The following is a 19,082-nucleotide window of genomic DNA, read 5'->3' as shown; positions in this document are numbered from 1 at the left end:
GCGGAAATGACGAGCGAGCTCAGCAACCTCCCGACCGCCGAACAGATCCGTCGCGCACCCAAGGTGTTGCTCCACGACCACCTCGACGGCGGCCTGCGCCCCGCCACCGTCGTCGAGCTGGCCAGCGAGATCGGCTACACCGGACTCCCCGAGACCGATCCCGACCGGCTCGGGACCTGGTTCCGGGAGGCCGCCGACTCCGGCTCGTTGGAGCGCTACCTGGAGACCTTCACGCACACCTGCGCCGTCATGCAGACCCGCGAGGGGCTGTTCCGGGTGGCCGCGGAGTGCGCCGAGGACCTGGCGGCGGACGGCGTCGTCTACGCCGAGGTCCGCTACGCGCCCGAACAGCACCTGGAGGGCGGGCTCGGCCTCGAAGAGGTCGTCCAGATCGTCAACGAGGGCTTCCGGGAGGGCGAGCGGCGGGCCCGCGAGCGCGGCCACCGGATCCGGGTCGGCGCCCTGCTGACCGCGATGCGGCACGCGGCCCGGGCGCTGGAGATCGCCGAACTCGCCAACCGCCACCGCGACCTGGGCGTGGTCGGCTTCGACATCGCGGGCGCCGAGGCCGGCTTCCCGCCCACCCGCCACCTCGACGCCTTCGAGTACCTCAAGCGGGAGAACAACCACTTCACCATCCACGCCGGCGAGGCGTTCGGCCTGCCGTCGATCTGGCAGGCGCTCCAGTGGTGCGGCGCCGACCGGCTCGGCCACGGCGTCCGCATCATCGACGACATCGAGGTCGCCGACGACGGCACGGTCACCCTCGGCCGGCTCGCCTCCTACGTCCGGGACAAGCGCATCCCGCTGGAGCTGTGCCCGACCTCCAACCTCCAGACCGGCGCCGCCAGTTCCTACGCGGAGCACCCCATCGGGCTGCTGCGCCGGCTGCAGTTCCGCTGCACGGTCAACACCGACAACCGGCTCATGAGCGACACGAGCATGACCCGGGAATTCGAGCACCTGGTGAAGACGTTCCGCTACACGCTCGACGACCTTCAGTGGTTCACGGTCAATGGTATGAAGTCTGCTTTCCTTCCTTTCGATGAACGTCTGGCCATGATCAATGACGTCATCAAGCCCGGATACGCGGAATTGCGCTCGGAATGGCTCTTCCGCCAGTCGGCCGCGACCACCGCGCCCAGCAGCGGTTCTGACGCAGAGTGAGCGTGTGAAAAGGTGCCTAGCGCAACGGCCGGTGGATTGTCCACCGGCCGTTTTTCCGTTCGCCCCAGGTGTTTGCGGGGGCGCCGGCCGCCTTACTAGGTTTCCTAGCCGGTCAAGCCCCCATCACGAGGACGTAAGCAATGAAGCAGGGAACGGTCAAGACTCTCGGTGCCGTCGCGCTCGGCGCCGCCATCGCCGCCACCGCCGCAGGCGCGGCCAACGCCGCCCCGGCCGGCAACTCGATCGACACCAACCGCGTGCTGCACAGCCTGCCGGTGAAGGACGCCACCAGCACGCTCTCCGGAGCGACCAAGGGCGGCGGCAGCGACGTCAAGGCTCCCGTCACCTCCAAGGGCAACCAGCTGCTCGGCGGCATCCCCGCCGGCACGGTCACCAAGAACCTCCCCCTCGGCGGCTGAACCGGCCCCGCCGTCCCCTAGGGGACGGCCCCGGCGCGCCCCGGTCCGTACGCGGTATCCCGTGCGGACCGGGGCACCGTCGTGTCCGGGGCGCGGGCGGTCACCAGGCCGCGGCGTCGCGCGCCGAGTCCTCCGAGGGGAGGAGGACCCACAGGGCCAGGTACGCGACGAACTGCGGGCCGGGCAACAGGCAGGAGAGCAGGAAGAGCACCCGCATCGTCGTCCGGGACGTCCCGAAGCGGCGGGCGAGGCCGGCGCAGACACCGGCGATCATGCGGTTGTTGGCGGGTCGGACCAGTGCGGCGGCCATGACGAGCTACTCCTTGTCGACGATCCGGGGCGGTTGCCCCGATGTCTCAAAAGTAGGTCCGGCCGCCGGAGAAGACGTCAGCCTGCGGGGCCAGACTGACCCTGGAGATTCTCGGGGTCGCACCCTGGCTCCGCTCGTCCCGCCGGCGGAGACGGGACCGGGCCCCGGGGACGACCACCAGGTGCGCCAGCGCGACCCCGAGCGCGTTCAGGAGCACCGTGTCGACGTCCGGCACCTGACCCGGCACCGACGTCTGCAGCAGCTCGATCGTCAACGAGATCATGACGCCGGCGAAGACCGTGCGCGTCACCGAGCCCCAAGGCGAAACGTTCAGTCGGCCGCCGACCAACGGCAGCAGCACCCCGAGGGGCGCCAGCAGCAGCACCGGCGCGCCGAGATGCCACACCGCCGCCCAGCCGCCCCGCGCCAGCTCGGCGTGGATCGACGCCAGCGGCTGGAGGTTCGCCGCCGGCACCCACGGCACCGTACGGGGACGCAGCATCAGCCAGCCGACGATCAGCAGATGCGCCACGAGGAGGAGAAACCCGGTGGCGCGCAAACGGGGGGCGACGGTGTTGCCGGGGCCATGACGCTGCACACAGGCCAGGACGCCGGTACCGGGGGGCGCGGTTCCGCCCCGTTGTGCCCGGCTTGGACGGTACCGCTCAGCTCTCCTCGGACTGCGGGTCGCCCCAGCCCGCGTGCTGCGCGGCGTCCGGGTTGGCCTGCACGTCCGGCGAGCAGTCGTAGCGGTGCGCCGCCGCTGGCCCCGGGCCGCCCAGCAGCGCGCCGCCGGTACGCCCCAGTGCGGCGCTGCGGCCGTAGGTGCACACCAACTGGGCCAACGCGAACGACGGCAGGTCATCCGGCTCGGCCGACAAGCGCAGCGCCTCGGGGGCGTCACCGGCGTGCGGCCCGTCCACCCGCAGCGTGCCGGGCATCGCGGTGCTGAACCCGGCCCGGGTCTCGTCCGGGGTCGGCGGCTTCTGCAGCTCGGCCAGGAGCACCCGGGCCACCGGCAGCCGCACCGCCGCCCCCGGAGCGGCCTGCGGCCGGGCCACCTGCCGCTCCACGGACACCAGCGCCGACCCGCACACCAGATACACCGCGACCCGCTCCGCCCCCGCCGTGGTGACCGCACCCGGTCCCGGCGCGTGGCAGCTCACCCGGGACGGGGCGCCGCCCGCGTCGACCGGGACCGACGTGCCGCGGATCCCGCAGCCCGCGGCGGCCAGCGCCAGCACCGCCGCCGGCACGGCGCACCGCACCGCCGCCCGCCGCCCGCGGCGGATCACCGGCCGCCCTCCGCGCCCCCGCCGGCCGGCCGCTCGCCGCCGTCCGCCGACGCGTCGTCGGTCAGCCGGGAGGCGTCCATCGGCAGCCGCAGGGTGAACACCGCGCCGCCCTCGGGGTGGTTGGCGGCGCTGATCCGGCCGCCGTGGATGTGCGCGTTCTCCTGGGCGATCGACAGGCCCAGACCGCTGCCCTCGGACCGCGGACGGGACGCGCTCGCCTTGTAGAAGCGGTCGAAGACATGCGGCAGCACCTCCTCCGGGATGCCCGGGCCGTGGTCCCGCACCCGGATCACCAACTGGCCGCCGGGGATCTCCCCGCCCTGCTCGAACGGGGCGGCGTCGGTGGCGGGCCGGGGCTCCGCCGCCGCCCCGTCCGCCGGCTCCGCACCGCCCGCCGCCGACGCGGCCGCCGCGGGCTCCGCCGGCTCGGTGCGGACCGACACCCGCACCGGCGAACCGCCGTGCTTGAGGGCGTTGCCGATCAGGTTCGCCAGGATCACGTCCAGCCGCCGCGGGTCCAATCGGGCCACCGTGCCGCGGTCCGCGTCCAGCTCCACCGCGTCCAGCCAGGCCCGGGCGTCGATGCAGGCGGTGACCTGGTCGGCGACGTCGACGGCGTCCAGCACCAGCCGCGCGGTCCCCGCGTCGAAGCGGGTGACCTCCATCAGGTTCTCCACGAGGTCGTTCAGCCGCCGGGTCTCGCTGACCACCAGCTGCACGGCCGGCGCGATCATCGGGTCGAAGGAGTCGGCCTCCTCCTCCAGCACCTCGGTGACCGCGGTGATCGCGGTCAGCGGCGTCCGCAGCTCGTGGGACATGTCGGCGACGAACCGCCGCGAGGCCGCCTCCCGGCCGCTCAGCTCCTCGACCCGCTGCTGGAGCCGCTCCGCGGTGCGGTTGAAGGTCCGCGACAGGTCGGCGAGTTCGTCGGTGCCGGTCACCCGCAGCCGGGTGTCCAACCGCCCCTCGCCCAGTTGCCGGGCCGCGTGGCCGAGCCGCTGCACCGGCCGCAGCACGGTCGTCGCCGCGGCCTGCGCCAGCAGCGCCGAGCCGACCAGCGCCAGCGCGGTGGCGATCCCCAGCGACCAGCCCAGCGACGTCAGGTCCTGCCGCTCGGTGGCCAGCGACTTCATCATGTAGCCGGTCGGTCCGCCACCGATCACCTTCGCCCCGGCGACCAGGTACGGGACGTCCCCGACCGCCTTGCGCTGCCAGTACAGGTGGTGCGCGGCCTGGTTGTTCTCGTCGACCGGACGCACCTGGTCGACGGCGTTGCGCAGCGCCTGCGGGACGTTCGCCAGCGTCAGCAGGTCCTTGTCGGTGGTGGCCGCGCACTCCTTGCCCTCGCGGTCCACCCCGATCAGCAGCACCGCGTAGTTCTGCGGGCCGGCGGCCATCTGGCGTGCGGTGTCCTGGAGTTCGGAGCAGCGCGGGCGCAGCGGCAGCGAGCGGGTGTTGTCCTCCAGCGACTTGCGGAAGTCCTGTAGGGCGGCGTTCTGCGTCCGGTCCAGGACCGTGTTGCGGTTGAGCCAGTACGCGATGCCGGACGCCGAGACCGCCGCGGTCAGCGCGACCAGGGCGAACACCACGACCAGCCGCAGCCGCAGGCTCGTCAACCGCAGCAGGCCCGCGGCCCGGCGCAGCAGCCGCACCACCCGGCCGCCCGGCGCGTCGCCGTCCCCGGCCTCCCGCGTCCCCTCCCCGGCCCCGCCGTCGTGCGGGGTGGCCGTCGTCACTGCGGCGCGTCCAGCCGGTAGCCGACGCCGCGGACGGTGCGGATCAGCGTCGGCGAGGACGGGACGTCCTCCACCTTCGCGCGCAGCCGCTGCACACAGGCGTCCACCAGCCGTGAGTCGCCCAGGTAGTCGTGCTCCCAGACCAGCCGCAGCAGCTGCTGCCGGGACAGCGCCTGCCCGGGGCGACGGCTCAGCTCCAGCAGCAGGCGCAGCTCGGTCGGGGTCAGTTGCAGGTCCTGGCCGTTCTTGGTGACGGTCATCGCGGACCGGTCGATCACCAACGAGCCGAACGTCGCCGAATCGCTGGACTCCCGCTCCCCGCGCCGCAGCACCGCGCGGATCCGGGCGTCCAGCACCCGGCCCTGCACGGGCTTGACGACGTAGTCGTCGGCGCCGGACTCCAGGCCCACGACCACGTCGATGTCGTCGCTGCGCGCGGTGAGCAGGATGATCGGCAGTTGGTCCGTGCGCCGGATCCGCCGGCAGACCTCGAAGCCGTCGATGCCCGGCAGCATCACGTCCAGCACGATCAGGTCCGGCCGCTGCTCGCGCAGCAACTTCAGGCCGTCCTCGCCCGTCGCCGCGGTCATCACGCGGTGACCCTGGCGGGACAGCGAGAGTTCGAGGGCCGTGCGGATGGCGTCGTCGTCCTCGATCAGCAACAGGAAAGGCACGCTCGCCATTCTGGCGCATGGGGCGCCGGTAGATCGACCGCCGGCGTTCCGGCGCCGTCCACCGGGCCCGACCGCCGGTCGTGACGGAGCCACGCCGCACCGCCTCCGGCCCTGTGACACGCCTGTGACAGACGACGGACAACGCGATGAAACTGGGTTGGCAGTCTTTGGGTCAGCCGGGAGAGATCAACTCCGCAGCGGAGGATCTCGACCGGGACACACCGAACGAACTGGCTCGATCGACGGGGGGCAGCGCGATGAAGAACACCCTGCACGGCACGACTTCCGGTGCGGTCGTCACGCGCCTCCACGACATCGGGCGGGAGAAGTCCGGTGCGGAGGGGGGCACCACCCTGCCCGAGCGGAGCCGAGGGCTCGGGGGAGGGCGGGGGTGCCCTCGCGGCACCGGGCGTCAACGGCCGCCGTACATGGTGGCCATCGACGCGACGATGGTGTCCCAGGGGCCCAACGGGGGGACCGCGGGCCTCGGGGACACCGACGGGGGAGCGCAGTACGGGGAGACGGGGGACCGGCGCACCGCGGCGGACGCGGCGGAGGCCGAAGCGGCCTTCACCGCCTACGTCCAGGAGCGCCGCGCCTCCCTGTACGCCACCGCCTACCACCTGACCGGCGACCGCTACGAGGCCGAGGACCTGCTGCAGAGCGCACTGTTCTCGACCTACCGGGCCTGGGACCGGATCAGCGACAAGGCGGCGCTCGGCGGCTACCTGCGCCGCACCATGACGAACCTGCACATCAGCGCCTGGCGCCGCCGCAGGCTCAACGAGTACCCGACCGAGGAACTGCCCGAGACCGCCGCCGACGCGGACGCCATGCGCGGCACCGAGCTGCGCGCCGTCCTGTGGCAGGCGCTGGCCCGGCTGCCCGAGGCGCAGCGCACCATGCTGGTGCTGCGCTACTACGAGGGCCGCACGGACCCGGAGATCGCGGACATCCTCAACATCAGTGTCGGCACGGTGAAGTCCAGCATCTGGCGCTCGCTGCGCCGGCTGCGCGAGGACGAGGTCCTCAGCTTCGGCCGTGACGAGCAGGAGTCCTTCGGCGCACTGGTCGCCTGAGGACGGGGGGTAGGGCCCGAGGGGGATCCGGGGGGAGAACCCGAGGGGGGACACGGGGGAACAACGGGGAACACGGGGGAAACGAGCGGGTTCGGGCGGCCGGGGGGTGCGTCCGAACCCGCTCCTTCGTGCGTGCCGGGAGCGTCCCGCCGCGCGGCGGGACGCTCCTCAGCGCCGGGCCGCGGCCCGCGCCGGATCGTCCCCCACGCCCGCGCCGCCGTGCGCACCGGACGGCGCGCCCTCGCGCGCCGCCGCTATCCGGGTCAGCGCCTCCGGCTTGGCGCACGGGTGGGCGCCGAGCGCGGTGTGCCGGGCCACGATCGTCCGCTCGTTGCGCAGCAGCCGCAGCCCCCGCCGCACCAGGTACACCGCGGGCTTGCGGCCCTCGCGCAGGTCCCGGGCCAGCCGCCGCCGGAAGGTGGTGGCGGGCCGCCCGCGCAGGCACAGCGCGTCGGCCAGCAGCCCCGCCGCCCGGCACCGGTCGATGACGTCGGCGGCGAAGATGCCCTCCGCGATGAACAGCGGCGCCCCGTCCAGGGCCAGGCCCGTGGCGCCGGTCCGGGAGCTGGTCGCGATGTCGTACACCGGGACCGCGGTGCGGCCGGTGCGGCACAGTTCCTCGATGGCCGCGACCGCGGTGTCCGCGTCCCAGGAGAGCGGCGAGTCCCAGTCCGCGCCGCCGCCGTCCGGCAACTGCGGGAGCGAGGGGTCCGTGCACTCCTTGTAGAAGTCGTCGAGGTTGAGGACGGGCAGACCGGACAGGGCGGCCAGGGACGTCTTCCCGGAGCCGGAGGGGCCGGTCAGCAAGAGGACGCGGGCGCGCGGCCGGGCGGGCGAATGGGAGTTCACGGGCACTCATTGTCGGGCATTGCGCCGTGGGGGGTACCCCTGGCGCGCGAGGTGGAACGCCCGGCCACCGCTCAACTACGCTTCGCAGTCAACCGATTACGCGGAGGGTTCACGAGGCGCCCGCGCGACCGGTGGCACCACCGTAATTCCGCTGTTCCGCTCCGCTCCGATCCACAGGCAGGTGGCTCACATGCCCTCCCACGCACGTCCCAAGCCCAGCCGCGTCCCCCGCGGCCTGTTGCGCGCCGGTTTGGTGGTCTCCGCGGCCGGCGTCGCGCTCACGGGCGGCGCGGCGGTGGCGGGCGCGGCCGCCCCCGCGGCCGGCGACACGGCCCCGCAACGGACCTCGGACGAAGGGCTGGTGGGGCAGGCGCTGACGCGCTCGGTGACGGGCTCCACCGGCCGCGGCCTCGGCCCCGTCAAGGACCTCAAGCTGGATCCGATGGCCAACACCGGCGTCGATCCGCTGGCGAACGGCCTCGGCACCCAGGTCGCGGACTTCAAGCCGGTGAGCACCACGCAGGTGACGGACCCGGTGACGAAGGGCGGTTCGCTGCGGGACCTGCCCGTGACCGGCACCGCGATGCGGCTGCTGCCCGGCTGACCGGCCGGGCCCCGCCCCGCAACGCGACGGCGCGGGACCCCGCCCCACCAGGGGCCGGGGTCCCGCGCCGTTCGTCCGTGCCGGCCCCGGGACGGAGCCGGCACGGCCGCGGATCAGACGCCCATCGGGTGCCACACCGTCTTGGTCTCCAGGAAGGACAGCAGCCGGTCGGTGCCCGGGTCGGCGGTCCAGTCCGTGGCCCGCGGGCGCAGCACCCGCTTGAGGTTGTCCGCCGCCGCGGTCTCCAGCTCCGTCGCCAGTTCGGCGTCGGCACCGGCCAGGTCCAGGGCGTTGACGTCCTGGTGGGCGGCGAGCGGAGCGGACAGTTCCGCGGTCCGGCCCGAGAGGAGGTTGACCACCCCGCCCGGCAGGTCGGAGGTGGCCAGCACCTCCGCCAGGGACAGCGCCGGCAGCGGGGCCCGCTCCGCGGCCACGACCACGGCGGTGTTGCCCGTGACGATCACCGGGGCGAGCACCGAGACCAGACCCAGGAACGACGACTCCTGCGGCGCCACCACGGCCACCACGCCGGTCGGCTCCGGGGCGGAGAGGTTGAAGTACGGGCCCGCCACCGGGTTCGACGACCCGGCGATCTGGGCGACCTTGTCGGACCAGCCCGCGTACCAGACCCAGCGGTCGACCGCCGCGTCCACCTGCGCCGCGGCCTTGGCCTTCGACAGCCCCTCGGCGTCCGCCACCTCGGCGACGAACTGGTCCCGGCGGCCCTCCAGCATCTCCGCGACGCGGTACAGGATCTGGCCCCGGTTGTACGCCGTCGCGCCCGACCAGCCGCCGAACGCCTTGCGTGCGGCGACCACCGCGTCCCGTGCGTCCTTGCGGGAGGCCAGCGGGGCGTTGGCCAGCCAGCTGCCCTTTGCGTCGGTCACCTCGTACACCCGCCCGCTCTCGGACCGGGGGAACTTGCCCCCGACGTACAGCTTGTAGGTCTTGAAGACAGCCAGCCGCTCAGACATTGAGGTACGCCTCCAGACCGTGCCGGCCGCCCTCGCGGCCGAAGCCCGACTCCTTGTAGCCGCCGAACGGCGAGGTCGGGTCGAACTTGTTGAACGTGTTGGACCAGATGACGCCGGCCCGCAGCTTGCTCGCCATCCACAGCATCCGCGAGCCCTTCTCGGTCCAGATGCCCGCCGACAGGCCGTACGGCGTGTTGTTGGCCTTGGCCACCGCCTCCTCCGGCGTGCGGAAGGTCAGCACGGACAGCACCGGGCCGAAGACCTCCTCGCGGGCGATCCGGTGGGCCTGGGTGACGCCGGTGAACAGCGTCGGCGCGAACCAGTAGCCGGCGCCGGGCAGTTCGCACGCCGGGGCCCAGCGCTCGGCGCCCTCGGCCTCGCCCGCGTCGGCCAGCTCGGTGATCCGGGCCAGCTGCTCGGCGGAGTTGATCGCGCCGATGTCGGTGTTCTTGTCCAGCGGGTCGCCGACCCGGAGGGTGGCCATCCGCCGCTTGAGCGCGTCCAGCAGCTCGTCCTGGATCGACTCCTGGACCAGCAGCCGGGAACCCGCGCAGCACACGTGCCCCTGGTTGAAGAAGATCCCGTTGACGATCCCCTCGACGGCCTGGTCGATCGGGGCGTCGTCGAAGACGATGTTGGCCGCCTTGCCGCCCAGTTCGAGGGTGAGCTTCTTGTCCGTGCCGGCGACCGTACGGGCGATCGCCTTGCCCACGTCGGTGGAGCCGGTGAACGCGACCTTGTCGATGCCCGGGTGGGCCACCAGCGCCGCGCCGGTCGAGCCGTCACCGGTGACGATGTTGACGACGCCCTTGGGCAGCCCGGCCTGGCGGCAGATGTCCGCGAAGAACAGCGCGGACAGCGGGGTGGTCTCGGCCGGCTTGAGGACGACGGTGTTGCCGCAGGCCAGCGCCGGCGCGACCTTCCACGCCAGCATCAGCAGCGGGAAGTTCCACGGGATGACCTGACCGGCCACGCCCAGCGGGCGCGGGTTCGGGCCGAGGCCCGCGTGGTCGAGCTTGTCCGCCCAGCCCGCGTAGTAGAAGAAGTGCGCGGCCACCAGCGGCAGGTCGGCGTCCCGCGCCTCGCGGATCGGCTTGCCGTTGTCCAGGGTCTCCAGGACGGCCAGCTCGCGCGAGCGCTCCTGGATGATCCGGGCGATCCGGAAGAGGTACTTGGCGCGCTCGGCGCCCGGCAGCGCCGACCACTTCTCGAACGCCGCACGGGCCGCCCTGACCGCGCGGTCGACGTCGTCGGCGGTGCCCTGGGTGTACTCGGCCAGCACCTCTTCGGTGGCGGGCGAGACGGTCTTGCGCAGGCCGCCGCCCGCGCCCTCGGTGAACTCGCCGTCGATGAACAGCCCGTAGGAGGACGCGAGGTCCACCACGGCGCGCGACTCGGGCGCCGGTGCGTAGTCAAAGGTCATGGTCAGTCCACCGTGACGTAGTCGGGGCCGGAGTAGCGGCCGGTGCTGAGCTTCTGACGCTGCATCAGCAGGTCGTTGAGGAGGCTGGACGCGCCGAAGCGGAACCAGTCGGCGGTCAGCCACGCGTCGCCCAGCGTCTCGTTGACCATCACCAGGTACTTGACCGCGTCCTTGGTCGTCCGGATGCCGCCGGCCGGCTTCACACCGACCTGCACGCCGGTCGCCGCGGCGAAGTCGCGCACCGCCTCCAGCATCAGCAGCGTGACCGGGGGAGTGGCGTTCACCGCCACCTTGCCGGTCGAGGTCTTGATGAAGTCCGCGCCGGCCAGCATCGCCAGCCAGGAGACCCGCCGGACGTTGTCGTACGTCTGGAGTTCGCCGGTCTCGAAGATGACCTTCAGGTGGGCGGCCGAGCCGTCGGGACGCGCGCACGCCTCCTTCACGGCCCTGATCTCCTCGAAGACCTCCAGGTAGCGGCCGGAGAGGAAGGCGCCCCGGTCGATCACCATGTCGATCTCGTCGGCGCCGGCGGCCATCGCGTCCCGGGTGTCGGCCAGCTTCACCGGGAGCGCGGCCCGGCCCGCCGGGAAGGCGGTGGCGACGGAGGCGACGTGGATGCCGGAGTCGCCCAGCGCCTCCTTGGCGACGCCGACCATGTCCGGGTAGACGCAGATCGCGGCGACCTTGGGGGCGGTGCGGTCGGTGGGGTCGGGGTGGACACCCTTGGCGCACAGCGCCCGGACCTTGCCGGGGGTGTCCGCGCCTTCGAGCGTCGTCAGGTCGATCATCGAGATGGCCAGGTCGATGGCGTACGCCTTCGCCGTGGTCTTGATCGAGCGGGTGCCGAGCGTGGCGGCGCGGGCCTGGAGCCCTACCGCGTCGACGCCGGGGAGTCCGTGCAGGAAGCGGCGCAGCGCTCCGTTCGAGGCGGTCACGTCCGCCATCGACGCCAGGCGCCCCGCGGCCTCATTGCCGTATGCGGGAACAGTGGTGGGCATGGTCACGAGGGGAGCATATCTACGCGCGTAGCGACATGCCACCCCCCGGCCGGAACCGCCCGGGAACGGCCGGATGCGCACGGCGTCCGCATTGATGCCGTAACGCAATGTCCGGCATCCGGACGGTCAGGCAGAATCGGCGGCATGACGAGCCCGGAACGGTCCACCTCGCCTCCGCAGCAGTACGCGGAACGCAGCTACCGCTCGCCGGCGGCCCTGGTCGGCGGCGCACTGCTCATCGCGCTCGGCCTCTGGCTCGGCGCCGACGCGCTGCTGCGCGGCACCCCCGCCACCAAGCTCACCGCGCTCTTCGCGCTGCTCTTCGGGGTGCCGCTGGTCGCCGCCTTCTCACTGCGACCGCTGGTCCGGGCGAACGAGGACCGGCTGCTGGTGCGCAATCCGTTCCGCACCATCACGCTGCCCTGGGCGGCCGTCGAGGACCTGCGGGCGACGTTCTCCGCCGAGGTCTTCACCGGCGCCGGCGCCAAGTACCAGCTCTGGGCCATTCCGGTCTCCCTCCGCCAGCGCAAGAAGGTCGCCCGCCAGGCCGCGCGCGGCGCCGGCCGCCCCCGCTTCGGCCTCAACGCCGACGCCGGCCCGGTCCCGAAGGCGATGGCCGACCAGACCCTCGCCGAACTCCACGAGATCAAGGACCGCGCGACCCACCGCGCGACCGCCCAGGGCGACCCCGAGGTCCGCTGGTCGTACGCGATCCTCGCACCGAGTGTGGTGGGGGCGGTGGGGCTGGCGGTGATGGTGGCGCTGTAGCCGGCGTCCGCCCATGGGGCGTCAGGAAAGGAGGGGCCGGGCTGCGGTGAGCCCAGCCCCTGCTCATCCCCTTTGCGGAACAGCTCGGTCGGGAGCGTGCAGCCATGGAGTGTGTCGCCCGTCGGCAGTCACGGTCAGACCGAAGTGCTCTGGGCGGGGGCAGGCGTGGCTTCTCCACCAGCAGTGGGCCGCCTCGACTTCGCGCCAGAGGCGACGCCGGCCGTGCTCCCAGACCGTGAACCGTTCGTCCGTCTCTCCGTCATAGTCGACGGCGGCCCAGGACGTGGCGTCGAGGGTGGCCAACCAGAGGCGGGCGGACACTCCTTCGACTTCGGGGTCTTCGTGCCAGGCCCACCACACGTCCGGGAGTTGGAGTCCGATGGCGAACTGCGCCGCCCAGTCGTCCCCGGTGACGCTCCACGGGGGCACGCTGCTGGACCTCTCGTCAGGTACATGATCTTCCCTGACCACGTCACGAAAGATCCTCAGATCGGTGCGCTGGCCGCGCAGGAGCATGAAGGCGGAATGGGGGTGGAAGTTGCCGGACGCGCTCCCGTCGGACGCCGCGACGAGGCGCAGCAGGCCGTAGCAGAGCCACGGCGTTTCCCAGGGGAGGAGCATGACGCCGCCGGGCTTCATGCGGGTCAACCAGCCGGACGGTACGTTGCGAACGGAACACGTCGCCAGGAAGCGGTCGAGGTCATGGTCCACGTCCAGCGCGGCCCCGTCCGCCGTGACGACACGCGGGGCCGGTCCAGCCGCTCGCAGGTTGTCCCTTGCCTGCTCGGCCAGCGCCGGGTCCACCTCGACGGTGGTCACCAGTTCCGAACCCAGCCGGTGGGCCAGCAGCCCGGCGTTCCAGCCGGTTCCGGTGCCGATCTCCCATACGCGGTCCCCGTCGCGGACATCGAGCATGTCCAGCATCCGGAAGACGATGCCGGGGGCCGAGGCCGAACAGGACGGCCACCGTTCGCCGTCACCGGGGGCCGCGCCGTCATTGATCTGGGTCACGACGGGGGCGTCGTCGTAGGCCGCGCGTAGCCATGGGCCCGGGGCCTTCCGGCGGTCGCACGGAATGAGCGCGTCGCCCAGCCACACCGTGTCGGGGAGGAAACCGTGGCGGGGCACACCTTCGTAGGCTGCTGCCCACTCAGGTGCCAGGGGGCGCGGCAGCGTCTCGTTCAGCCTGCCGAGCAGGCCGCGCGCGGCGGCCCGCTCGGCGGCTCCGGTGGTGTCGTCCATCCCGGAGGGCCTACTTCCTCTTGCCGTGCTTCGGGCCCGGGTTGGGATCCTTAGTGTCCGACGACGGTTTGGCCGTGCCCGGGTCCTTGCCTCCGGAGTGCTTTCCGTCGCCTCCGTCGCCGCCTTTGCCCGTTCCCCATGCCATGACTGTCTCCGCTCGTTTTGTTCTCTTACGCCTGTCAATGTGAGGGTGCGGGTCCGCGTCCGGGGCGTTCGCCGTACCAGATGGAGGCTGCGACGAGTGCGGGCGGCGGGGCCCTGAGAGGTCCCGCCCTCCGGCTGATAGGGGAGGGCGGGACCGGTTCCCTCACCGTGCGGGCGAACCCGCGCGGCATCCTTCAGGGAAGCGTCCGGGACGCTCCCCGCGGGACGGACCGGGGCCCTGAGCCGAGCCTGTCGGCTCGGACGGGGCAGGATTGTCCCTGCTCAGGGCTTGGCCGGTCGGGGGAGTTGTGTGCGGGCGGAAGTCCGTCCAGCCCGTCGTCAGTAGGACTTGGTGCGGAGCCGTCGTCCGCCTCGGCCTCGCCGTCCTCGTCGAGATCTCCCTCCCACTGGAGCAAGCGGGCGCCCCGACTCTCCGACACCCGGTGGACCTTGGTCAGCTGGGCGTTCAACTCGACGGCCAGGAGGTGGATCTCCCCGGGGGTCCACGACCGGGCGGCGAGGATGCCGGCCGCGTCCTCGATGAGGTCGGCGGCCGAGGCCATCTGCTCCGCCTCGACCCGGTCGGCGAGGCGCGAGACGTATCCGGTGCCGGTCCCGCCGAGGAGGTAGCACGGCTTCCCGTCCCAACTGGTCCACGGCAACAGCCTGGCGGTGCCCATGGGGTGCGTCACGCGGCCACCTCCACTCCGTGGATCCAGCGGGGCCCCATGTCGATGCCGTGCACGGCCAGCCAGAGGGTCCGGCGCCGTTCCCGTTGCGCGCGACGCTCCCGCCGTTCCTCGGGCGTGAGCACGTACGGGCGGACCAAGGCAACGTCCTCGCCGCGCAACACGGGGGTGGCCACGTGCTCCCGTCGGGCCATCGGGACGGGAACCCGCCGCGCAACGGGCGGCGAACCGGCCGACCGACGGCGGCCCTGCGCGGGGAACACCCGCCGCAGCAGCGGGAGTAAGCATCCCGCGATAGCGTTGGTCATGTCGTCAACTCCTTGTTAGTTGATGGCCACGCCCCCGGGCCGTCGCCACGGTCGCGGGGGTACTCCTGTGTCGTACGCGTTTCTGAGTGGCCGTCAGTCGGGGTCGGTGGGCGGCCCGCCCGACGCGGAGGCCATGACGTGCAGGAAACCGCCGGCCTTCTCGATCTCGCGGGTCACCTGGTCGTACTCCCGCGTCACGGGCGAGATCATCGAACGGCGCGCCGTGACCACCGCACCGGCCCCACCGGACCGGACGTGCTCGATCGCTTGCCTGAGCCCGGTGCGGTCCGGAGGCGACGATGCACCCGCCCCGTCCTCGATCACGGCGGCGATCTCCCAGCAGAACGCCTCGGCGTACTCCGTGCAGTCCTTGCGGAGTTCGGCGACGTCGGCGTGCGGATCACCACACAGGTAGATCACGCAGCGGAACCGCCCCCTGCGCGTGGCTTTGCCGGGCGCGCCCGCGTCACCCGGCGGGACGCCCGCTGCCGCGTCCGCGAGAGTCCGTCGCCGCCGTAAGTCGCTCTCGGTTCGCCGGGCCTTGGTCGGCTCCTGCCGCCGCCCGGGTTCGGTACTGGCCATGCGTCAATCGTGTCTGATTGATCACGCATGGTGAAGAGACGGGGTGTAGGGCCGGAAAGGATAGGCGGACCTCGACTCCTACGCCCCGTAAGAGCTATGCGATCAGTGGCACGCCGATCAGCTCGCTGATGTTCCGCACGCGGGCGGTGGAAACCTTGGCGAGACGCTTTCCGATGACGCCGGGCAATGCCTGGTGCTTGACCCACTGCGGGGCGTCGAGTCCTACCTCGATCAGGGTGTCCGCGGCTCGGTCGTACAACTTCGACTCGCACTGGGCCAGGGCGACGTCGAGCTTGTATCTGTTGCGCGCCACCTTCGACATGCTCTTGGGCAGCTTTGCCATGTCGGGTTGGCTGGCCAACTTGAGCGCTTGCCCGTAGTTCCTCAACGCCACGTGGATTCCAACCGCTTCGGTTTTCGCGGCTGTTGGGCCAAAGCTGGTGCCGTACAACTTCTCCTCCCGGCCGAGCCGTGCAGCCGCGGCCTGCGCCTGCGAAATGTAGTCGTCTGCCGCATGCGCGTCCTCGCGCCGCGATGCCGCCACAGCTGCCGAGATCATCAGACGGCCGTAAGCCAGGAATTCGGAGCGTGAAGCCTTGCTGAATGACGGCTCGATCGCCTGTGCGGCTCGTTCGGCCACGGCGACGGCCCGCGGTGTCTGTGCGCCCCGCAAGTAGATCCACGACAGTGTGGATTCGAGCAGTGCCAACATCACCGGGTCGTCTGCTTCTTTGGCGAGGATTTTGGCGGACGTGAGCGCACTCAATGCGAGGTCGCGATGGCCGAAGCCGTTGGCACACGAAGCGGCGACCCGGTACGTGCTCGCGAGGACTAGCGCCAATCTTTCGCGCTCGACGCCCGCGGCGCTGTTGTAGCGAACCTGTCCTTCCATGAGGACCTTTGAAGCGAGGCTGCTCACCTGGGCCGTATCACTGGCCCAGTAGGCGCCCCAGGCGAGATCGCGCGCCGCGGACAATTCGTCGAGCGTGCTCGGGTTGCTGATGCCGTCCCACTCGCCGAGCGCGCTCTCGTGCACGGCATTGGACAGGCGACGCAGCGCGGCACGGTCGTCCCGGTTCATCCCCCGGCGCGGCGCCTGCTGCCCCAGGATCACCGCAACGTCGGTCTTGAGCGCATTGGCGAGCTTCAGCAGCGAGCCGACGGAGAGGTCTCCGCGGTCCTGTTCGGCCTTCTGCACGAGGGCGAGCGAGACGCCCGCCGCCTCGGCGAGAGCCTGCTGCGTCAGGTCAGAGCCCCGTAGATGTTTGATGCGCTTGCCAGTCGTAAGGTCGGCCCAGTTGCTCACGATCACCTCGGTGGGTTGCTCAGGCTCAAGCGGCTCCTCCGATGGTAGGCGCCGTTGCCGCGGTGCCCAGGGGGTACGGAACAACCGGGGAACCGCATTCAGCCGTACGTGGTGCAGCCCTTCTCCCGCGAGTCACGGTTGGTCGAGGAACGGGCCGCGGGGCGGGGAGAGTTCGGAGTGCTCGGCCGGGTTGCGGCTGCGTCGGGGAATGCTTTCGAGTGGCCCCCACGAGGCAGAGTTTTTCCACGGCCGGCTACGCCCGCATCATCGCCCTGGAAGCAGAAATCGGCTGCACTGAGCACGCACCGAAGGAAAACGAGAGAGGGGTACCTATGGCGGACCACGAGGGTGCACGGTTGTTCCGCGAGGCGTGGATCGCGGGTGTGCACGCGCATTTTCCGGGTGAGCCGAAGCCCGGCTATGTGGCTCCCTGGGAGGACACGCCGGCTTGGGAGCGCGAGGCGGCGGGAGCGGTGTACGAACAGGTGCGTCAGTTGTTCGACGTCAGCGGGGGCAGGGCGGCACGGCTCAGCAGTGAGCAGAAGGGCCGCTTCGTGGCGACCTGCTGGACTGCCCAGATGTTCCGGCATTTCGCCGATCCGAAGCCCGGATACGTCGCCGACTGGGCGGACTTGCCCGAGTGGCAGAGGAAGACGGACGTCGCCATCTTCGCCGCCATCGAGGAATCGCTGAGCTGACGGGTCTCAGGACGGGCCGGGCTCGCGGGGAGCCCGGCCCGTCGACGCAGTGGCACGCCACAGAGGCACGCCGCGGAGGCACGAAGTCGCGCCCGGGGAACGTCAGATCCCGGCTGCCGCCGCCACGTCCGACTTGACCGCCGCCAGGGCCGCCGCCGCCTTGGCCCGCGCGGCGGGCAGGCCGTCGCGGTCGGCCACCGGCACCACGACCTCCAGGTAGCACTTGAGCTTGGGCTCGGTGCCGCTGGGGCGGACCACGACGCGGGCCGCCTCGATGCCGTCCGCCGGGGCGCCAGCGAGGTAGTAGCGCAGGCCGTCGGTGGGCGGGAGGGCGGCGCTGCCCTCGTTCAGGTCGTCGGCGCGGGTGACGGTCAGGCCCGCCAGGGCCGTCGGGGGCTCGGCGCGCAGCCGGTGCATCGCGTCGGCGATCAGCGACAGGTCCTCGACCCGCACCGAGAGCTGGTCGGTGGCGTGCAGGCCGAACTCCACGGCCAGGTCGTCGAGGAGGTCGGCCAGGCCGCGGCCGGCCCGCTTCAGCTCGGCGGCCAGTTCGGTGATCAGCAGGGCGGCGGTGACGCCGTCCTTGTCGCGGACGCCCTCGGGGTCGACGCAGTAGCCCAGCGCCTCCTCGTAGGCGTAGCGCAGGCCGTCGACCCGGGCCAGCCACTTGAAGCCGGTCAGCGTCTCCTCGTAGGGGAGCGTGGCGCCGGCCGCGATGCGGGACATCAGCTGCGAGGAGACGATCGTCGTGGTGAACGTCCCGGCGGCGCCCTTGCGGACGAGGTGCGCGGCGAGCAGCGCGCCGACCTCGTCGCCGCGCAGCATCCGCCAGCCCTCGGGGGTGCCGGGGGCGGGGACGGCGACGGCGCAGCGGTCCGCGTCGGGGTCGTTGGCGATCACGATGTCGACGCTGCCGGGGGCCTGGGCCCGGGCGGTGGCGAACGCGAGGTCCATCGCGCCCGGCTCCTCCGGGTTGGGGAAGGCCACCGTCGGGAAGTCCGGGTCCGGCTCGGCCTGTTCGGCGACGACCGTCGGGGCCGGGAACCCGGCCCGCGCGAAGGCGGCGACGAGGGTGTCCCGGCCGACGCCGTGCATCGGCGTGTAGACGACGCCCACGTCCCGCGCGGAACCGGCGGTCAGCACCGCGTCGGTGCGCTCCAGGTAGGCGGCCAGGACGGTGTCGTCCAGGGTTTCCCAGCCGGAGTCGGGGCGGGGCACGTCGGCGAGCGACCGGACCGCGGCGATCCGGTCGGCGATCGCGGCGTCCGCGGGCGGCACGATCTGCGAGCCGTCGCCCAGGTAGACCTTGTAGCCGTTGTCCCGCGGCGGGTTGTGGCTGGCGGTCACCTCGATGCCGGCCACCGCGCCCAGGTGCCGGATGGCGAAGGCCAGGACGGGGGTCGGCAGCGGGCGGGGCAGGACCGCGGCGCGCAGGCCGGCACCGACCATGACCGCGGCGGTGTCCCGCGCGAAGTCGGCGCTCTTGTAGCGGGCGTCGTAGCCGACGACCACCAGGCCGTCCCCCTGCCCGTTGTCCTTCAGGTACGCGGCGAGGCCGGCCGCGGCCCGGATGACCACCGCGCGGTTCATCCGCATCGGGCCGGCGCCCAGCTCGCCGCGCAGACCGGCGGTGCCGAACTGGAGGGTGCCGGCGAACCGCGCCGCCAGCTCCTCGTGCTGGTCCGCCTCGATGAGCTTGGCCAGCTCATCCCGGGTCTCCGGGTCGGGGTCCTCGGCCAGCCACGCCTGGGACCGGCCGATCAGCTCCGCGGGAACGGTAGCCACGTGATGCTCCTGCCTGTGGATGCGATGTGGGG

The 19,082-nt window shown here is 72.3% G+C and carries 21 protein-coding genes; 6 read left to right on the top strand and 15 right to left on the bottom strand.

What is annotated here, in order from left to right; translation table 11 throughout:
- Window positions 1-6 precede the first annotated feature (6 nt).
- Window positions 7-1,167, top strand: a complete 1,161-nt coding sequence (locus ACLJT4_RS02340) for an adenosine deaminase (RefSeq protein ID WP_411120742.1) — start codon at window positions 7-9, stop codon at window positions 1,165-1,167.
- A 140-nt stretch (window positions 1,168-1,307) separates the two neighbouring features.
- The gene (locus tag ACLJT4_RS02335; protein WP_016571670.1) at window positions 1,308-1,586 is read left to right on the top strand and encodes a hypothetical protein; all 279 of its coding nucleotides are present in this window, start codon (window positions 1,308-1,310) and stop codon (window positions 1,584-1,586) included.
- A 100-nt stretch (window positions 1,587-1,686) separates the two neighbouring features.
- Here ACLJT4_RS02335 and ACLJT4_RS02330 read toward each other — a convergent pair whose 3' ends face one another.
- The 5 genes from ACLJT4_RS02330 to afsQ1 form a co-directional block, all read right to left on the bottom strand.
- Window positions 1,687-1,896 carry a PspC domain-containing protein gene (locus tag ACLJT4_RS02330; protein WP_411120741.1) on the bottom strand — a complete coding sequence of 70 codons (210 nt, stop codon included), beginning with the start codon at window positions 1,894-1,896 and terminating at the stop codon, window positions 1,687-1,689.
- Window positions 1,897-1,942: 46 nt separating this feature from the next.
- Window positions 1,943-2,428 carry a VanZ family protein gene (locus tag ACLJT4_RS02325; RefSeq protein WP_411121065.1) on the bottom strand — a complete coding sequence of 162 codons (486 nt, stop codon included), beginning with the start codon at window positions 2,426-2,428 and terminating at the stop codon, window positions 1,943-1,945.
- Window positions 2,429-2,561: 133 nt separating this feature from the next.
- On the bottom strand, window positions 2,562-3,191 hold the full coding sequence (locus ACLJT4_RS02320; RefSeq protein WP_411120740.1) for a hypothetical protein: 630 nt from the start codon (window positions 3,189-3,191) through the stop codon (window positions 2,562-2,564).
- Window positions 3,188-4,927, bottom strand: coding sequence for an ATP-binding protein (locus ACLJT4_RS02315; RefSeq protein ID WP_411120739.1), 1,740 nt, complete (start codon window positions 4,925-4,927; stop codon window positions 3,188-3,190). The genes ACLJT4_RS02320 and ACLJT4_RS02315 overlap by 4 nt, the downstream gene beginning before the upstream one ends.
- Window positions 4,924-5,601, bottom strand: coding sequence for a two-component system response regulator AfsQ1 (gene afsQ1 / locus ACLJT4_RS02310; protein ID WP_016571665.1), 678 nt, complete (start codon window positions 5,599-5,601; stop codon window positions 4,924-4,926). Before afsQ1 ends, ACLJT4_RS02315 begins: the two co-directional genes overlap by 4 nt.
- Window positions 5,602-5,858: 257 nt before the next feature.
- Here afsQ1 and ACLJT4_RS02305 point away from each other — a divergent pair, with 257 nt between their 5' ends.
- Complete coding sequence (locus tag ACLJT4_RS02305) at window positions 5,859-6,680, top strand: SigE family RNA polymerase sigma factor (protein WP_411120738.1); 822 nt, start codon at window positions 5,859-5,861, stop codon at window positions 6,678-6,680.
- Between the two features lie 168 nt (window positions 6,681-6,848).
- On the opposite strand, the gene ACLJT4_RS02300 is transcribed toward ACLJT4_RS02305, so the two are convergent.
- Window positions 6,849-7,529: a uridine kinase gene (locus ACLJT4_RS02300; protein WP_411120737.1), complete on the bottom strand. Its 681-nt coding sequence runs from the start codon at window positions 7,527-7,529 to the stop codon at window positions 6,849-6,851.
- Window positions 7,530-7,719: 190 nt separating this feature from the next.
- Between ACLJT4_RS02300 and ACLJT4_RS02295 the strand changes: the two genes are divergently transcribed.
- A complete protein-coding gene (locus ACLJT4_RS02295; protein ID WP_275463200.1) occupies window positions 7,720-8,133 on the top strand; it encodes a hypothetical protein in 414 nt (137 codons plus the stop codon).
- A gap of 113 nt (window positions 8,134-8,246) precedes the next feature.
- Here ACLJT4_RS02295 and ACLJT4_RS02290 read toward each other — a convergent pair whose 3' ends face one another.
- The 3 genes from ACLJT4_RS02290 to deoC are packed head-to-tail and all read right to left on the bottom strand — an operon-like array spanning window position 8,247 to window position 11,528.
- Window positions 8,247-9,107 (bottom strand): aldehyde dehydrogenase family protein, encoded by an 861-nt coding sequence (locus ACLJT4_RS02290; protein WP_331249248.1) that lies wholly within the window; start codon window positions 9,105-9,107, stop codon window positions 8,247-8,249.
- Window positions 9,100-10,530, bottom strand: a complete 1,431-nt coding sequence (locus tag ACLJT4_RS02285; RefSeq protein WP_411120736.1) for an aldehyde dehydrogenase family protein — start codon at window positions 10,528-10,530, stop codon at window positions 9,100-9,102. The genes ACLJT4_RS02290 and ACLJT4_RS02285 overlap by 8 nt, the downstream gene beginning before the upstream one ends.
- Window positions 10,531-10,532: 2 nt before the next feature.
- Window positions 10,533-11,528: a deoxyribose-phosphate aldolase gene (gene deoC, locus ACLJT4_RS02280; RefSeq protein ID WP_411121064.1), complete on the bottom strand. Its 996-nt coding sequence runs from the start codon at window positions 11,526-11,528 to the stop codon at window positions 10,533-10,535.
- A 144-nt stretch (window positions 11,529-11,672) separates the two neighbouring features.
- Between deoC and ACLJT4_RS02275 the strand changes: the two genes are divergently transcribed.
- Window positions 11,673-12,296 carry a PH domain-containing protein gene (locus tag ACLJT4_RS02275; RefSeq protein WP_411120735.1) on the top strand — a complete coding sequence of 208 codons (624 nt, stop codon included), beginning with the start codon at window positions 11,673-11,675 and terminating at the stop codon, window positions 12,294-12,296.
- A 63-nt stretch (window positions 12,297-12,359) separates the two neighbouring features.
- Here ACLJT4_RS02275 and ACLJT4_RS02270 read toward each other — a convergent pair whose 3' ends face one another.
- The 5 genes from ACLJT4_RS02270 to ACLJT4_RS02250 all read right to left on the bottom strand — a co-directional run bounded on the left by ACLJT4_RS02270 (window position 12,360) and on the right by ACLJT4_RS02250 (window position 16,567).
- Complete coding sequence (locus tag ACLJT4_RS02270) at window positions 12,360-13,538, bottom strand: methyltransferase domain-containing protein (RefSeq protein ID WP_411120734.1); 1,179 nt, start codon at window positions 13,536-13,538, stop codon at window positions 12,360-12,362.
- 338 nt (window positions 13,539-13,876) lie between these two features.
- Complete coding sequence (locus ACLJT4_RS02265; RefSeq protein WP_411120733.1) at window positions 13,877-14,374, bottom strand: hypothetical protein; 498 nt, start codon at window positions 14,372-14,374, stop codon at window positions 13,877-13,879.
- Window positions 14,371-14,547, bottom strand: coding sequence for a hypothetical protein (locus ACLJT4_RS02260; protein ID WP_411120732.1), 177 nt, complete (start codon window positions 14,545-14,547; stop codon window positions 14,371-14,373). Before ACLJT4_RS02260 ends, ACLJT4_RS02265 begins: the two co-directional genes overlap by 4 nt.
- A gap of 225 nt (window positions 14,548-14,772) precedes the next feature.
- Window positions 14,773-15,261, bottom strand: a complete 489-nt coding sequence (locus ACLJT4_RS02255; RefSeq protein ID WP_411120731.1) for a recombinase family protein — start codon at window positions 15,259-15,261, stop codon at window positions 14,773-14,775.
- Window positions 15,262-15,355: 94 nt separating this feature from the next.
- Complete coding sequence (locus tag ACLJT4_RS02250; protein WP_411120730.1) at window positions 15,356-16,567, bottom strand: helix-turn-helix domain-containing protein; 1,212 nt, start codon at window positions 16,565-16,567, stop codon at window positions 15,356-15,358.
- Window positions 16,568-16,899: 332 nt separating this feature from the next.
- Between ACLJT4_RS02250 and ACLJT4_RS02245 the strand changes: the two genes are divergently transcribed.
- Window positions 16,900-17,265, top strand: coding sequence for a hypothetical protein (locus ACLJT4_RS02245; protein WP_411120729.1), 366 nt, complete (start codon window positions 16,900-16,902; stop codon window positions 17,263-17,265).
- Window positions 17,266-17,367: 102 nt separating this feature from the next.
- On the opposite strand, the gene ACLJT4_RS02240 is transcribed toward ACLJT4_RS02245, so the two are convergent.
- Window positions 17,368-19,050: a phospho-sugar mutase gene (locus tag ACLJT4_RS02240; RefSeq protein WP_411120728.1), complete on the bottom strand. Its 1,683-nt coding sequence runs from the start codon at window positions 19,048-19,050 to the stop codon at window positions 17,368-17,370.
- Window positions 19,051-19,082: the final 32 nt, after the last annotated feature.

Source organism: Streptomyces sp. x-19, assembly GCF_046549115.1.
GTDB classification, from domain to species: Bacteria; Actinomycetota; Actinomycetes; order Streptomycetales; family Streptomycetaceae; genus Streptomyces; species Streptomyces albulus_C.
This window is presented reverse-complemented; position numbering and strand designations above follow the sequence as displayed.